Genomic DNA, 15,240 nt, shown 5'->3' with positions numbered 1-15,240 from the left:
GCGAGGCGGCATCACCAAAGCCGGTAATGGGCGGGCGCGACGTATTCTTGTAGAGGCGGCCTGGAGCTATCGATATCCGCCGCGCGTGAGCCGAGACAAGCAGCCAAAGGTGGAGGCCGCACCGAGAGTCGCGCGCGAGATTGCGTGGAAAGCGCAAACCAGGCTGTGCGGACGCTTCCGCTCACTCGAGCGGAAGGGCAAGCGGCGAACCGTAATCGTCACGGCGATTGCCCGAGAGCTATCCGCCTTCATTTGGGCGATCAATCGCGAGCTCATGCCACCTCGACAGGCGTGACATCGTTGGGGGCTGTGGACCGCTCGAGTCGTGAGGTGCGCTCGACCGGCCCACAGCCCCCTTTGTTGCAATCAAGATCAGGGGGCAGTCGCAGACATTAATCGTGCAGAAGTGAAGGCGGGACCACGGCAGGGGAAATCCTGAAATCCATTATGTGGCCGATCATCCGATCGACGCCCGACGCTAGACCAGGGACAGCCCCAGACGAAAAAACGGAAATGCGGTATCCAACCCGCGCATCAGAGCCTGTTCACCGACGTCTTTGAGTCCCGCCTTCTCCTCTGCACGATCCATCGGCACAAGAACTTCACGATGAGTCCTCGTGGAGATGAGAAACCGTGCGCTGTGTGCTTGACTCGGGACATCAGAGACTTGATGTCGATGGCGAGGCTCTCCTTCGACCTGTTGGTCCAGACGAACTGGCTCGACATCCCGTTCATCACGTGATCGTAGTCGCGGCAGAAATCGCCGTCGCCCGGCCGCTCGATCTTGATGACGCGGGCGCCCCAGTCCGCAAGATGCCGGCTGGCCAGAGGAGCCGCGATCGCCTGCTCGAGCGAGACCACCGTCACGCCCGACAGCGGCAGGTCCGCCTCATGTCGCTCCATGCAATCGTCTCCGCTCCTGCTCACGCTTTTGTCCAGCGCAGGAGACAAGCCGACCACCCCACGCACGTTCTGTGATGATGGCATCATGCTCCTGTTTTGCCCGACGAGTCAAACGCGATTTCGTAAAATCCGCAAAAATGCGATCCGCAAAGTTCAATCGCCACATGGACTTGGCTACTGTGCATGGGGTTGTTTTCGCGTTTTTGTTTTTGGGGGGTCCCTGTTGCCGAGACCGCACACGTCGCGGCTTTCGCATCTCCCCTCGGTTGCCAACGAACCCCCGTTCACCCACTATCGCCTCCGACTCGACATTTGGGGGGATCGATGCCGGCGTTCCGCTTTAAGAAATCCGTGAAGACATACACGGCTGCTGCGATCACGGGGATCGCCTTGGCCGTCCTGATCCAGCCGGGTGAAGGCTTTGCCTACTCCCAGGAGGAGCAGCAGGCCTGCACGCCGGATGCGATGCGGCTGTGCGGCGAGTTCGTTCCGAACGTCGACGCCATCACCGCCTGCATGATCCAGAAGAAGTCGCAGCTCTCGCCGCAGTGCCGCGCGTTCTTCCGGCCTGGACCGGAGCCGGGCATGGCGGCCGCGCCCCGCGCCGGCAAGCCGACCAGCATCGCGCCCAGGAGCTCGGCCCGGACGGCGAAGAAGAGCACCAAGCCGGCCAAGAAGAAGAAAGCCAGCGAAGGCTGAACGCGGGCGCCGCGTTCCCTTTTTGAAACTCGATCATGCCCGGGCCACAGCGCGCAGTGCGTTTGAAGTCCCGGGCATTTGCGTGTCTGACTCCTCGCTCGCTGTCTTCTGAGTCAAACTGACCCAGGCATCAGCCCCACACCAGCCCCCCGGACTCCTTTTGTTCGCCTCCGCATGCGGACGCTTGCGACAAGGCGGGATGGAAACGGCTAGCGGAACGGATTGCGCGGCGAGGTTGCATTCCGCTTCGTCTTGCCAAGGCTGCTCAAAAAACGCACGATTGCTGGCGTGAAAGGTGTTGCGATGCAGCTCGCAGCCGTCGTCGCACGCAGTAGTGTGACTCAAAAGCCAACGCGCTTTGTTATTTCATGGCGCCAGCATAACTTATGATAAATTTTTCTTTCCCGAATCACCGCGGTGATTCATTTTCGCCGCCTGGGGTCAATCTGGAGGCAGAGGTATGAACGTTATTGTTTTTGCATCGCGTAAAGGTGGCTCAGGCAAGAGTACCCTGGCCGCGCATCTCGCCGCGCAGATCAAGGCGACCAAGCCGATCCTGCTCGTCGATGCCGATCCGCAAGGCTCGCTCACGCTGTGGCACAAGCTGCGTGGCACCAACGAGCCGCCGATCAAGTCCGCGGTGAACTCGGTCAGCGGCATCGTCTCCGCGGCCAAGCGCGACGGTTATGAATGGGTGTTGATCGACACGCCGCCAAACCTGTCGGCCGTCGTCGACGACGCCATCCGCAATGCCACCATGGTGGTGATTCCTGCCCGTCCCGGCGTGTTCGACGTCAACGCGGTGCAGGAAACCATCCAGATGTGCCGTGCGGCGCGCAAGCCCTACGCGGTCGTGCTCAACGGTGCGCCGGCGCGCCGCGACGAGTCCGAAAGCCCGATCGTCACCATCGCCCGCGAGGCGTTGGCGAAGTTCCGTGCTCCGGTGTGGGGCGGCCAGATCACCAACCGTTCGGATCTGCTGATGGCGCTGAGCCACGGCGAGGGCGCGCGGGAATATCAGGCCGAGAGCCGTGCGGCGCAGGAAATCGCAAGGCTGTGGGCGGCGATCGAACGTTCGGTGAAGGCTATTCGCGGCACGGCGTCGGCGTCCGGCGCAATGCACAAGCAGGCGGCGTAATTTTCATAAATCATTCCCCGGACGAAAAACGCGCGGACCTCCGCGCGTTTTGCGTTTTCGGGCGAGCACGATCCGGAAAAGTGTGAAGCGGTTTTCCGATAAGATCGTGCTCAAGAAAGTGGATGGAAGTTACGCCACCATCAGCATGTAGAACACGATCACCGGCGACAAAGTGAGGATCACCGACCAGATGCCGGCGGCCCAGAGAATGTCCTCGGTGGTAAAGCCCTGCTGTCCAGCGTCGTAATGCGACGCCATCTCGTTATGACTATTCACAAACGCCCCCGCGATTTCTTCGCTTATGGGCATGAACGCTACACGGGATATTTTAAAATTCCGGGTCGCAGTTTCGCGCGCTTTTGAACACAGCTGCTACCACGAGTTAACCATCGCGGCGCGCTGGCATCATGCCAGCCAGACCCGAAACACCAGCACCGGCATCAGGCCGAGCATCACCGCCCAGAAGCCGAACGACGACACCACCACAATTCCCCGCAAGAAATCAGCCGACGCGAACGTGTCTGCCGCCGTCGGGCGGATGCGTTGCCCCATGATCATTCCCCCATTGAAAAGACTTTGAATGAAGACGATAGGCGCGTTTGCGTAAACGAGCCGTGGATGCGCCATGCGGCAGCAGCGAAGGCCGTTGGGGCGGGGTTAACCACGGTGCGTCTTCCCTTCTCCCGCAAGAGAGAAGGGAAGCCTGCCGGGAGAGGTGAAGCATCTAAGCCGCGACTTGCATCCGCCGTTCGATCTCGCAATCGAGCTGCACGGCGAGTTCGCTGCCGATCTCGACCATCGGCAGGCGCACTTCGGGGCTGTCGATCAGGCCCGCGCGCCACAGCCAGTATTTTGCCGGGGCGGGACTGGGCTCGGTGAACAACAGGCGCGTCAGGTCCGCGACCTCCTGCCAGCGCGCCAGCGCTGCATCGTGATTGCCGCGCTTCAGCTCGGCATGGACAGCCGCGAACGTCGCGGTCTCGAGATGGGCTGACAGCACGATGCCGCCATCGGCGCCGTCGCTGAGCGCCTCGAAATAATTCGCATCCTCGCCGGTCAGCACGCGAAAGTCCGCAGGCCTGTCGCGCAGCAGCGCGATGGATTGCTCGCGGCTTGCGCCGCAATCCTTCAGGCCGATGATGTTCGGATGCCCGGCAAGCCGCAGCAGCGTCTGGTTGGTGATGTTGACCGAGGTGCGATAGGGGATGTTGTAGAGCGCGAGCGGCCAGGCGGCGTGATCGGCGAGCGCCTCGAAATGCGCCAGCAACCCGCGCTGCGACGGCCGCACGTAATACGGACTCGCGATCAGATAACCGTCGATCGGCCAGTCCGCGGTCTCGTCGAGACGCTCCTTCAGCCGCGAGGTGTCCGCGCCTGAAAGTCCGAGGCAGATCGGAAGCTTGCTGTGGCCGGTGGTCAGCTCGTCGCGCGCGATGGCGACGAGGCGTTCGAGTTCGGCTTCGCGCAGAGTCATGCCTTCACCGGAGGTCGCCCCCAGGATGAAGCCGTCGACGGCCTGCCCGCTGTAATGCCGTGTCAGCCGGCGCAGCGACCTCTCGTCGAGGGCACCGTCGCGAAACGGCGTGATCAGCGGCAGCCAGAGCCCGTGCAAATGTTCCTGTAGTCCGGTCATGTTCCATCTCCTTCTCGGGAAAAATCCTGAGACGGGGCACATGAAAAAACCCCGTCCAGGCGGCGGGGTTTTCGAAGTTTCGGCTCGCGATGACGAAGGCTGTTAGCGCGCGCAAAAATCCGAGGTCCCCGAATGGGGGCCTTTTTTCGAGGCGATTGCCTGCGACGAGATTGCGCACGACTTCGTGATCATTCGCAAATGATGCGGGGTAAGCATGGAACTGTCAATACACGTGGAGGGCGAAGGCCGGATTTGCCAAAAAAAAGCCGGGCTCGATCGAGCCCGGCTTAAGGTATTGGCCACGTGAGGCCGACACAATCACCTTCCAAGAGGGATTACTGAACTCCCGCGCCACTGGAGGAGGGGGACAAATGCGCAACGCGAAGGCTCAGCGTAGAAACATTATGGGCTAGCCTCGCGCCATGCATCAAGCGTCCAAGCCGCATGTCAGACATGCGGAAATCAGGACGGCCAGCGCTGCGCTTTGCTCACCACGAAGTCGCGGAACACTTGCACGCGCGCGACCGTCTTCAGCTCTTCCGGATAAACAAAATACGTATCGAGCTGGATCGAATCCGATTCGCCGAACAGCTGCACGAGGCGGCTCTGTTCTTCGATCAGATAGTCCGGCAGCGCCGCGATGCCGAGGCCCTGCTGACAGGCGCGGACGAGGCCGAGAATGTTGTTGACCCTGAAATAGGCTTCGCGCGGACCCGAGCCGTTGCGCCCCGCTTCGACCAGCCAGTTGCGGTTCTGAAGATGCGGGGCGAAGTTGCCGTCAGAGAGCGTGATGATGCGGTGGGAGTCGAGCTCCTCCAGCGTGCGCGGCGTGCCGAAGCGCTTGATGTAATCAGGCGAGCAATAGGCGTGGAAGCCCATCGCGAACAGCTTGCGCTGAATGAGATCCGGCTGCGTCGGCTTGCGGGTGCGGATCGCGACGTCGGCCTCCCGCATCGACAGGTCGAGCTCCTCGTCGGTGACGATCAGCGAGATCCGGATTTCCGGATAGAGCGCGGTGAATTCGCCGAGCCTGGGGATCAGCCAGTTGATGCCGACGCCGGGCGTGGTGGTGATCTTGAGATCGCCGCTCGGCCGCTCGCGGCTGTCGGTCAGTTTCGCGCGCGCCGCCTGCAGCTGCATGAAGACGTCATGGGCGGTGCGGAACAGGAGGTCGCCCTGTTCGGTGAGGATCAGGCCGCGGGCGTGGCGGTGGAACAGCGAGACCGAGAGCTCCTGCTCCAGTGCCGAGACCTGGCGTGACACCGCCGATTGCGACAGGCCGAGCTGCTCGCCCGCGTGCGTGAAGCTGCCCGCTTCCGCCGCGGCGTGAAACACCTTCAGCTTGTCCCAGTCCATATCCGTAAATCCGTCGCGTGTTCTTGCCATGATGTCTATTCCGCTGCCGCGCGCTCGCTGGCGCGCAGGGCCAAAAATCGTTCCGCCTCGAGCGCCGCCATGCAGCCGAGGCCGGCCGCCGTGACCGCTTGACGATAGGTCTCGTCGGCGACGTCGCCGGCGGCGAACAGGCCGGGGACCGAGGTCGCGGTCGAGTTCGGGGCGACCTCGACATAGCCCGACGGTTTCAGCTTGACCTGCCCAGCCACGAGCTCGGTCGCCGGGGCATGCCCGATGGCGATGAAGACGCCGTCGGTCGGCACATCGGTCAACGCGCCGGACTTGACGTTCTTCAGTCGCACATGGGTGACCTTGTTCGGGTTCTCGGTGCCGCAGATCTCGTCGACGGCTGAGTCCCAGACCACCTTGATCTTCGGGTGCTTGAACAGACGCTCCTGCAGGATGCGTTCGGCGCGGAAGTGATCGCGACGATGCACGATGGTGACCTGCGAGGCATGGTTGGTGAGATACAGGGCTTCTTCGACCGCGGTATTGCCGCCGCCGACCACCACGACTTGCTTGTTGCGGTAGAAGAAGCCGTCACAGGTGGCACAGGCCGACACGCCGCCGCCCTGGAATTTCGCTTCGGACGGCAGCCCGAGCCAGCGCGCCTGGGCGCCGGTGGCGAGGATCACGGTGTCGGCGAGATAGACGTCACCGCTATCGCAGGTGAGGCGAAAGGGTCGCTGCGAGGTGTCGAGCTTCGTCACCAGATCGGTCTTGATCTGGGTGCCCACATGCAGCGCCTGCTTCTCCATCTGCTCCATCAGCCAGGGGCCCTGGATCACGTCGGCGAAGCCGGGATAGTTCTCGACGTCGGTGGTGATGGTGAGCTGGCCGCCTGCCTGGATGCCCTGGATCAGGATCGGCTCGAGCATCGCGCGCGCGGCGTAGATCGCCGCCGTGTAGCCTGCGGGGCCGGAGCCGATGATGACGACCTTTGCATGGACAGCGGCGGACATTTCGACAGATGCCTTTCACGGGGGACTGCAGCGCGGGCGCGGAACGTGCCGGGAGGCCTCGCGGAGGCGCTGAAATATCAGAGGTAATCTAAGCCTTCTGGTGAGCTATGCAAGAATTGCATTCCCTATCGGCGGATTTTTCCAACAGGGAACAAAAGTCGATTGCGCTGCACGCGCAATAAAATTGCGCCGGTCGTGCGGTCTGGGCTATGAGGATTGCGACAAAGCCACCGATACCGCCGCAAGACCAGGAGTTCCAATCACGTGTCGCGGAACCTAGACGAGATCGACCTGAAGATTCTCACCGAGATTCAGGCCGACGGTCGAATCACGAATGTCGAGCTGGCCAAGCGCGTCGGCATTTCGCCCCCGCCCTGCCTGCGCCGCGTGCGGGCGCTGGAGGAGGAGGGGTATATCCACGGCTATCGCGGGCTTCTGGATGCACGCAAGCTCGGCTTCGACGTCACAGTGTTTGCCGCAGTGCACCTCTCCAGCCAGGCGGAGGCCGATTTGCGCGCCTTCGAGGAGTTCGTCCGCGCCGAGCCGCTGGTGCGCGAGTGCTGGATGCTGTCGGGCGAAGTCGATTTCATCCTGAAATGCGTCGCACCCGACATGGCCACCTTCCAGGATTTCGTCACCCACCTGACCGCCGCCCCGCACGTCCGCAACGTGCGGACCTCGCTGGTGCTGCACAATTCGAAATACGAGGCGGCCGTGCCGCTCGACGTGAGAGGAAGAAGGTAGTTCGTCCTCTCCCCGCAGGCGGAGCGAGGTGGAGTAAGCCGCACCCCCTCGGCAACACTAGATACAAAAGGCCGCGCATCGCGCGGCCTTTTCAAATCACGCGCGACGGCAAATCGTTTACCGCCACTCCACCTTGGTGATCTCATAAGCCTTGGCGCCGCCGGGTGCGTTGACCTCGACTGTTGAGCCCTTCTTCTTGCCGATCAGCGCGCGCGCGAGCGGCGAGGTGATGGAGATGCGGCCCTTCTTGGCGTCGGCCTCGACCTCGCCGACGATCTGCCACACCGTCTTCTTTTCGGTGTCCTCGTCGACCAGTGTCACGGTCGCGCCGAACTTGATGGTGTCGCCGGACAGCTTCGAGATGTCGATGATGTCGGCGCGCGCCAGCTTGTCCTCGAGCTCGGCGATGCGGCCTTCATTGTGGGACTGCTCTTCCTTCGCGGCGTGGTATTCCGCGTTCTCCGAAAGGTCTCCGTGCGAGCGCGCCTCGGCGATATGCTCGATGATCCGCGGACGGTCCTCCGACTGGCGCTTCTTCAGTTCTTCCCCGAGCGCGGCAAAGCCGCCCGCTGTCATCGGTACCTTTTCCATCTCTTCTCTCGTCCTTCGGTCGCGCGCGCCCTGAAAAGTCAGCGCGCACGCAACTTGATTCGTCAGTCTGTCCGGGGGCTCAACGCGCGTGCCGCCGAACGTTCATATGGGCTTGGCACCGGAACAGAACAACCATATGGCCGGACAGTTCCTCCGGCCATAGTGGCTTCACCGCCAATCACTTAACAGAAGGTTGGGCCTTCCGCTCGCGATCAGGTTTCCGAAAAGTAGCTCTGCAGGGTCCGAACCTCAAGGTCCCCGCCCAGATAGGCGCGGATGCCCTGCGCGGCCGCCACGGCCCCAGAAAGAGTGGTGTAATACGGCACTTTATGCAAGAGGGCCGCGCGCCGCAGAGAACGGCTGTCGGCGAGCGCCTGCGGGCCTTCGGTGGTGTTGAAGACGAGCTGGACGTCGCCATTGGTGATGGCATCGACGATGTGCGGCCGGCCCTCCAGCACCTTGTTCACCTTCTCGGTCGGGATCCCCTGGTCGGTCAGGAAGCGGGCCGTGCCCGACGTCGCCAGCACCTTGAAGCCGAGCGAATGCAGCTCGCGAACGGCCTCGGTGATGCGCGTCTTGTCGCTCTCGCGAACCGAAACGAACACCGTGCCCTTGCGCGGCACCCGCGTGCCGCCGCCGAGCTGGCTCTTGGCGAACGCCACCGCAAAGGAGCGGTCGATGCCCATGACCTCGCCGGTCGAGCGCATCTCGGGGCCGAGCACGGTATCGACCCCGGGGAAGCGGGCGAACGGAAACACCGATTCCTTCACGCCGACATGATCGAGGTTCGCCTTCTTCAGGTTGAAATCGGCGAGCTTCTCGCCGGCCATGATGCGCGCCGCGATCTTCGCCACCGGCGTACCGACCACCTTGGCGACAAAGGGCACCGTGCGAGAGGCCCGCGGATTGACTTCGAGCACGTAGATCTCGCCGTCCTTGATGGCGTATTGCACATTCATGAGGCCGACGACGTCGAGGCCGAGGGCCAGCTCGCGGGTCTGCCGCTCCAGCTCCTCGATCATCTTGTCGTCCAGCGAGTGCGGCGGCAGCGAGCAGGCGCTGTCGCCGGAATGGATGCCGGCTTCCTCGATGTGCTCCATGATGCCGACGATGAAGGTGTCCTTGCCGTCGCAGAGGCAGTCGACGTCGATCTCGGTCGCATCGGACAGATAGCGGTCGAACAGCAGCGGATTCTTGCCGAGCACGGTGTTGATCTGGCCGGTCTTGTCGTTCGGGTAGCGCGCCTTGACGTCGCCCGGCACCAGCTCCGGCAGCGTGCCGAGCAGGTAATCACTGAGCTGGTTTTCCTCGCGGATGATTTGCATCGCGCGGCCGCCGAGCACGTAGGACGGGCGCACCACCAGGGGCAGCCCGAGATCGGTTGCGACCAGGCGCGCTTGCTCGACCGAATAGGCGATGCCGTTCTTGGGCTGCTTCAGCCGCAGCTTGTCGAGCACCCGCTTGAAGCGGTCGCGGTCTTCCGCAAGGTCGATGGCGTCGGGCGAGGTGCCGAGGATCGGCACTTCGGCGGCTTCCAGCGCACGCGCGAGCTTGAGCGGGGTCTGGCCGCCGAACTGCACGATGACGCCGTGCAGCGTGCCGTTGGTGCGTTCCTTCGCGATGATCTCCAGCACGTCCTCGGCGGTGAGCGGCTCGAAATAGAGCCGGTCGGCAGTGTCGTAGTCGGTCGACACCGTCTCCGGGTTGCAGTTCACCATGATGGATTCGTAGCCGGCGTCGTGCAGCGCGAAGCAGGCGTGGCAGCAGCAATAGTCGAACTCGATGCCCTGGCCGATGCGGTTCGGTCCGCCGCCGAGGATGATGACCTTCTTCTTGTCGGACGGCGAGCTCTCGTCCGCAGGCGCGCCCGCGAACGGCGCCTCATAGGTCGAGTACATGTAGGCGGTGGGCGAAGCGAACTCGGCCGCGCAGGTGTCGATGCGCTTGTAGACCGGGCGAACGCCGAGCGCGTGTCGCTTCGCCGTGACCTCGGCCTCCGTCGTCTCTGCGATCACCGCGAGCCGGGCATCGGAGAAGCCCATGGCCTTGAGCGTGCGCATGCCGAAGGCGTTGCCCGGCAGGCCGTTCTTGCGGACCTTCGCTTCCATCTCGACGATGCCGCGCATCTCGCTGAGGAACCACGGATCGATCTTGCAGGAATTGAAGATCTCCTCGTCCGACCAGCCGAGCCGCATCGCCTGCCCGACCTGGAGCAGCCGGTTCGGTGTCGGCGTGCCCAGCGCAGCGCGGATCGCATTCTTGTCGTCGTCGCGGCCGAGGCCTTCGATCTCGATCTCGTCGAGGCCGGTGAGGCCGGTCTCGAGCCCGCGCAATGCTTTCTGAAGGCTTTCCTGGAAGGTGCGGCCGATCGCCATGACTTCGCCGACCGACTTCATCGACGTAGTCAGCGTGGTGGAGGCACCGGGGAATTTCTCGAAAGCGAAACGCGGCACCTTGGTGACGACATAGTCGATCGTCGGCTCGAACGAGGCCGGCGTGGCGCCGCCGGTGATGTCGTTGGCGATTTCGTCGAGCGTGTAGCCGACCGCAAGCTTGGCGGCGACCTTTGCGATCGGAAAGCCGGTGGCTTTCGAAGCCAGGGCGGAGGAACGCGACACGCGCGGGTTCATCTCGATGACGACCATGCGGCCGTCTTCGGGATTGACGCCGAACTGCACGTTGGAGCCGCCGGTCTCGACGCCGATCTCGCGCAGCACCGCCAGCGAGGCGTCGCGCATGATCTGGTATTCCTTGTCGGTCAGCGTCAGCGCCGGCGCCACCGTGATGGAATCGCCGGTGTGAACGCCCATCGGATCGAGGTTCTCGATCGAGCAGACGATGATGCAATTGTCGTTCTTGTCGCGCACCACCTCCATCTCGTACTCTTTCCAGCCGAGCACGGATTCTTCGATCAGCACTTCGTTGGTGGGAGACGCATCCAGGCCGCGCTCGATGATGTCGAGGAACTCTTCCTTGTTGTAGGCAATGCCACCGCCGGTGCCGCCCATGGTGAAGGAGGGGCGGATGATCGCGGGCAGGCCGATCTCGGACAGCGCCATCAGCGCCTGGCCAAGCGCATATTCCTGGTAGCGCTTGCGGCGGTCGCTTTCGCCGAGTGTCCATTGCCGCTCGAGTTCTTCGAGTGCAGCGCCCGATGCCTTGGCGCGTTCGGCCTGGTACTTGTCGCGGAAGGACTTCTTCAGGGCGGAGGCGTTGGCGAGCCGCGACTTAGGCGTCTCGAGCCCGATCTTGGTCATGGCCTCGCGGAACAGTTGGCGGTCCTCGGCCTTGTCGATCGCGTCCGCGGTGGCCCCGATCATCTCGACGTCGAACTTGTCGAGCGTGCCTTGCTGGCGCAGCGACAGCGCGCAGTTCAGCGCGGTCTGTCCGCCCATGGTCGGCAGCAGCGCGAAGCCGCCGGGAATGGCGTGACGTTCCTTCTCGATGATTTTCGCGACGATCTCTGGCGTGATCGGCTCGATATAGGTCGCATCGGCCAATTCCGGGTCGGTCATGATGGTGGCCGGATTGGAATTGACGAGGACGATGCGATAGCCCTCTTCCTTCAGCGTCTTCACCGCCTGGGTGCCCGAATAGTCGAACTCGCAGGCCTGGCCGATCACGATGGGACCGGCGCCGATGATCAGGATGGTGGTGATGTCTGTACGTTTGGGCATCAACTCTCGCCGAAGTGGAATTTGGGCACAAAAAAAGGGCGCGCCTGCTGCGCGTCCCTTTGGCCGAGAGCGCGGTGGTCCCCCCTCGCGCGCGGGGTGGGTCTTAGACCAGTTTTCGGGGCGGCGAAACCCCGAAAAACGCCCATCAACCGGCAATTTTGATCGGTTTTGGCCGGGCCTGCCAACCGCGGGCGAGATGGACCAGAAGAGCGGCCGAAACGCTCAATCCGCCGACCCAGCCGAGATCGGCGGGGCTCCACGCCGCAAGCACGGCGCCGCCCAAGGCTCCGCCGATCGCAAAGCCGAGATACATGGCCGAGGCGTTGAGTGAGAGCGCGATCATCGAGGCGTGCGGCTCGATCCGGATGATGCTGGCAACCTGGGCCGGGTAGAACGCCCATCCCGAGATGCCCCAGAGGAAGATCGCACCCAGCACCCCGTAATGCGTCTGTCCCGGCATCAGCTTCAGGACCAGCGAATGCAGGATCAGCGCGCTGGCCATGCCGGCAAGTCCGAGACCTGCTGTGGCGAGCGTGCCGAGCCGGTCGGCCAGGACGCCACCGAGCATATTCCCGATCGCGGCGGCGCCGCCGAACACCAGCAGCGCCAGGCTGATCTGCGACGCATCGAATCCAAGGCCGCGCAGCGGGACCGCGAAATAGGTGAAGACGGTGAAGCCACCGAGCGCCCATAAAATCGTGATCAGAAGCGCCGTCAGGACATTGCGGTGACGCGCCACTGCCAGCCGATCGCTGAGCGAGGCCGTGTTGCGTGGCAGGCCGCGGGGCAGACCGAGCAGGAGGCCGGCGAGCGCAACGGCACCGATTAGGGCGACCATGGCAAAGGTCGCGCGCCAGCCGAGCAGGCTGCCGACGAGATTGCCGAGGGGAACGCCGATGACGGTCGCAACCGTGAGGCCCGAGGTAACCAGCGCCACCGCGCGGCCGCGTCGCTCCGGCGCGGCGACGGCCACGGATACGGCCAGCGCGGTCGGCATGCACAGCCCTGAGCCCAGCGCCATCAGCATGCGCGAGGCCAGCAGCAGGGCGTAATTCGACGCCACCATCGCCGCGAGGTTTCCGGCGATGAAGGTCGATAGCGCCAAGGCCAGCACGGTGCGGCGGTCGATATTGTTCAGTGTGACCGCCAGGATCGGCGAGCCGACCGCATAGGTGAGGGCGTAGGCCGTCACCAACTGTCCGGCGGCGGGGACGGAAATCGCCAGGTCCGTGGCGATCGACGGCAAAAGCCCAGCAATGACAAAGCCTTCCGTGCCGATCGCAAAGGCTACCAAGGCCAACCAGAATACGCTCATCCGAGAAATCCCTATGTTCAACGTTTATTGAACTATTGATGGGACCACGTCAGGAGTCAATTGGTTCAAGAACTATTGAACATCTAGGGCCATTTCGCTATGATCTTCGGACCATGAGCCGCACCCCACCCCACCCCACCCGCGAGCAGATCGAGCTGCCGATGGTTTTGGATTGCCTCAGCGATCCGATCAGATTGGCGATCGTGTACCAGCTCGCGCAGCAGGAACGTGTCAGCGGCGAGCTGTGCTGTGGGGATTTCAACGGGCTCAGCGGCAAGTCGAATCTTGCCTATCACTTCGCCAAGCTGCGCGAATGCGGCCTGATGCAGACCCGCGTCGCCGGCACCAACCGATTCGTGCGCCTGCGCCGTGAGGATCTGGACGCACGCTTTCCGGGCCTGCTCGATGCCGTCATCATCTCTGCGGCAAAGGATGCAGACCGGCTGCGGCTTGTGTCGGAATGTGAAGTGGTTGAGGCTGATTGAGGATTGGGCGGCCAGTCCCTCTACGCTTGCGCTTCGCTCCAGCTACGCCGGACACGCTTCGCCCCTGCGGGTCTTGCGTGGCTGCGCCACGCGTAGCCCCGTGAGGGGCGAAGCGTGGAGACCCGGCCTGGATTTGAACCAGGATAAAGAGCGATGCATCGCCCTCGCGTAGACACTTCCGCCACCGGGCCGCGGCGATCATTACCGATCGGGGTGCGACAAGCCACCTCAGGCAGACGTTATGCTTAACGGATCCACCAAGCTCAACGGACCAGCGGCGGCCGCGCGACGAACGTCATGCGCCAGCTATTGTGGCCGATATTGCGGTGAGCGCGCTGGACCGCGAAGCCGGCTGCCTTGAGCTTGGCGGTGATCTCCTCCTCGCTGTAGCGCTGTAGCCCGATCCGCGTGCGCAGCTGGCGGTAATCCGACAGTGCGGTGCTGATCAGCCCGATCAGCGCATCTTTCAAAAAGCCGTGACGCAGGCCGAAGCTGAGCAGCGCTGTGACGTCCCTGAACATGCCGACATTGGGCTGGAGGATATCGCCCAGCACGAGCTTGCCCGAGGGCTTCAGGATACGGGAGAAGTTGAGGAGCGCGGCGTCGAGCTCGTCCGGCGTCATGTATTGCGCGACCGAGTTCATCACGACGAGATCGATCGACTGCTCCTGCATCTTGCGGACGTCGTCGAGCGAGCGGACGCGGATTTTCGTGTTCGGGGCAAACCGCGCGATCAACCGGCCGCGCACGCCCGGCGCGGGCTCGGCGAGGATTAGCTTGCCGCAGGCCGCCGCGACCTGGCTCGCCGACAGCGCCTCGCCGCAGGCATAGTCGAGCACGGTCGCCTCGGGCGAAGAGATGTAGCCGATGATGTCCCGCGCGATGATCTGGAAGTGCAAGTCGCGATGCAGCTTGCTGACATAGATCGTGTGCGTCGAGTCGTAATAATCGATCCAATCGTCCATGGTCGTCGAGGGCCCCGGCCAAACGGTTCCGCTGCAGGAACCGGCGCTGCCCGCCTGCGTTAGGGGTGCGGCGGCGCGCCGTCAATGTCTGCGTCCTAACAGGAAGGTTTCCCGTGAGCAAAGCTCCACAAAAGGTCTCGCCCGACCTCGACACGCCCACCGATCTGTCGTCCCAGGCGGTCAACAAGGTTTCGGAGGCACTGAACGTGCTTCTGGCCGACGCGTTCGCGCTGTATCTGAAGACCAAGAATTTCCACTGGCACATCAGCGGCCGGCATTTCCGCGACTATCATCTGCTGCTCGACGAGCAGTCCGACCAGATCTTCGCCACCACCGACCAGCTCGCCGAGCGCGTCCGCAAGATCGGCGGCACCACGCTGAAATCGATCGGGCAGATCGCCAAGCTCCAGACCATCAAGGACAACAACGAAGACTATGTCCCGCCGCGCGAGATGCTGCGTGAGCTGATGCAGGACAACAAGCATGTCGCCGCCGCAATGCGCAAGGCGCACGAGGTCTGCGACGACGCCGGCGACGTCGCCAGCGCCAGCATCCTCGAGAACTTCATCGACGAGACCGAGCGCCGCACCTGGTTCCTGTTCGAAGCCACAAGACAGGAAGGCGCGAACGAGGCGTAGGGGCACGCTGTCGGAGGGTGGCCAAAGGCGCGCTCTTCGCGCGCCGTGCCCACTATCTCTCCGCAGTTCAAACTGTTTGGTGGGCAGGCTTCGCT

The 15,240-nt window shown here is 63.3% G+C and carries 14 protein-coding genes and 2 pseudogenes; 6 read left to right on the top strand and 10 right to left on the bottom strand.

Annotated elements, in window-relative coordinates; genetic code table 11:
• A pseudogene (locus AC0L23_RS22300) lies at positions 1 to 295 on the top strand (IS110 family transposase); the annotation flags it as partial.
• 371 nt (positions 296 to 666) lie between these two features.
• Here AC0L23_RS22300 and AC0L23_RS22295 read toward each other — a convergent pair.
• A pseudogene (locus AC0L23_RS22295) lies at positions 667 to 903 on the bottom strand (CoA transferase); the annotation flags it as partial.
• Between the two features lie 324 nt (positions 904 to 1,227).
• Here AC0L23_RS22295 and AC0L23_RS22290 point away from each other — a divergent pair.
• Both AC0L23_RS22290 and AC0L23_RS22285 read left to right on the top strand, forming a co-directional pair.
• Positions 1,228 to 1,602, top strand: coding sequence for a hypothetical protein (locus AC0L23_RS22290; RefSeq protein ID WP_085348773.1), 375 nt, complete (start codon positions 1,228 to 1,230; stop codon positions 1,600 to 1,602).
• Between the two features lie 460 nt (positions 1,603 to 2,062).
• The gene (locus AC0L23_RS22285) at positions 2,063 to 2,740 is read left to right on the top strand and encodes a ParA family protein (RefSeq protein WP_007596685.1); all 678 of its coding nucleotides are present in this window, start codon (positions 2,063 to 2,065) and stop codon (positions 2,738 to 2,740) included.
• A gap of 129 nt (positions 2,741 to 2,869) precedes the next feature.
• Here the strand turns inward: AC0L23_RS22285 and AC0L23_RS22280 are convergent, their stop codons facing one another.
• The 5 genes from AC0L23_RS22280 to trxB form a co-directional block, all read right to left on the bottom strand.
• Complete coding sequence (locus AC0L23_RS22280; protein ID WP_007596684.1) at positions 2,870 to 3,049, bottom strand: hypothetical protein; 180 nt, start codon at positions 3,047 to 3,049, stop codon at positions 2,870 to 2,872.
• 96 nt (positions 3,050 to 3,145) lie between these two features.
• Positions 3,146 to 3,292: a hypothetical protein gene (locus tag AC0L23_RS22275; protein ID WP_162847256.1), complete on the bottom strand. Its 147-nt coding sequence runs from the start codon at positions 3,290 to 3,292 to the stop codon at positions 3,146 to 3,148.
• A 172-nt stretch (positions 3,293 to 3,464) separates the two neighbouring features.
• Entirely contained in the window at positions 3,465 to 4,373 is a 909-nt protein-coding gene (locus AC0L23_RS22270) for a 4-hydroxy-tetrahydrodipicolinate synthase family protein (RefSeq protein ID WP_085383821.1), read from the bottom strand.
• Positions 4,374 to 4,835: 462 nt separating this feature from the next.
• Positions 4,836 to 5,759: a LysR family transcriptional regulator gene (locus tag AC0L23_RS22265; protein ID WP_007614700.1), complete on the bottom strand. Its 924-nt coding sequence runs from the start codon at positions 5,757 to 5,759 to the stop codon at positions 4,836 to 4,838.
• A gap of 5 nt (positions 5,760 to 5,764) precedes the next feature.
• Complete coding sequence (trxB, locus tag AC0L23_RS22260) at positions 5,765 to 6,730, bottom strand: thioredoxin-disulfide reductase (RefSeq protein ID WP_018453588.1); 966 nt, start codon at positions 6,728 to 6,730, stop codon at positions 5,765 to 5,767.
• A 264-nt stretch (positions 6,731 to 6,994) separates the two neighbouring features.
• Here trxB and AC0L23_RS22255 point away from each other — a divergent pair, with 264 nt between their 5' ends.
• Positions 6,995 to 7,474 (top strand): Lrp/AsnC family transcriptional regulator, encoded by a 480-nt coding sequence (locus AC0L23_RS22255; RefSeq protein ID WP_007596676.1) that lies wholly within the window; start codon positions 6,995 to 6,997, stop codon positions 7,472 to 7,474.
• A gap of 117 nt (positions 7,475 to 7,591) precedes the next feature.
• On the opposite strand, the gene greA is transcribed toward AC0L23_RS22255, so the two are convergent.
• From greA to AC0L23_RS22240, 3 genes are all read right to left on the bottom strand, one after another.
• Positions 7,592 to 8,065: a transcription elongation factor GreA gene (gene greA, locus AC0L23_RS22250; RefSeq protein ID WP_007596674.1), complete on the bottom strand. Its 474-nt coding sequence runs from the start codon at positions 8,063 to 8,065 to the stop codon at positions 7,592 to 7,594.
• 212 nt (positions 8,066 to 8,277) lie between these two features.
• Positions 8,278 to 11,742: a carbamoyl-phosphate synthase large subunit gene (gene carB, locus AC0L23_RS22245; RefSeq protein ID WP_473357436.1), complete on the bottom strand. Its 3,465-nt coding sequence runs from the start codon at positions 11,740 to 11,742 to the stop codon at positions 8,278 to 8,280.
• A 145-nt stretch (positions 11,743 to 11,887) separates the two neighbouring features.
• Entirely contained in the window at positions 11,888 to 13,057 is a 1,170-nt protein-coding gene (locus AC0L23_RS22240) for an MFS transporter (RefSeq protein ID WP_085394710.1), read from the bottom strand.
• Between the two features lie 113 nt (positions 13,058 to 13,170).
• Between AC0L23_RS22240 and AC0L23_RS22235 the strand changes: the two genes are divergently transcribed.
• Positions 13,171 to 13,542 carry an ArsR/SmtB family transcription factor gene (locus tag AC0L23_RS22235; protein WP_018453591.1) on the top strand — a complete coding sequence of 124 codons (372 nt, stop codon included), beginning with the start codon at positions 13,171 to 13,173 and terminating at the stop codon, positions 13,540 to 13,542.
• A gap of 263 nt (positions 13,543 to 13,805) precedes the next feature.
• Here the strand turns inward: AC0L23_RS22235 and AC0L23_RS22230 are convergent, their stop codons facing one another.
• Entirely contained in the window at positions 13,806 to 14,507 is a 702-nt protein-coding gene (locus AC0L23_RS22230) for a class I SAM-dependent methyltransferase (protein ID WP_085360537.1), read from the bottom strand.
• Positions 14,508 to 14,620: 113 nt separating this feature from the next.
• Between AC0L23_RS22230 and AC0L23_RS22225 the strand changes: the two genes are divergently transcribed.
• The gene (locus AC0L23_RS22225) at positions 14,621 to 15,145 is read left to right on the top strand and encodes a Dps family protein (RefSeq protein WP_007596666.1); all 525 of its coding nucleotides are present in this window, start codon (positions 14,621 to 14,623) and stop codon (positions 15,143 to 15,145) included.
• Positions 15,146 to 15,240: the final 95 nt, after the last annotated feature.

Source organism: Bradyrhizobium sp. MI1.4 (assembly GCF_055811315.1).
The sequence above is the reverse complement of the archived record's forward strand: the minus strand, read 5'-3'. Positions and strand labels throughout refer to the sequence as shown.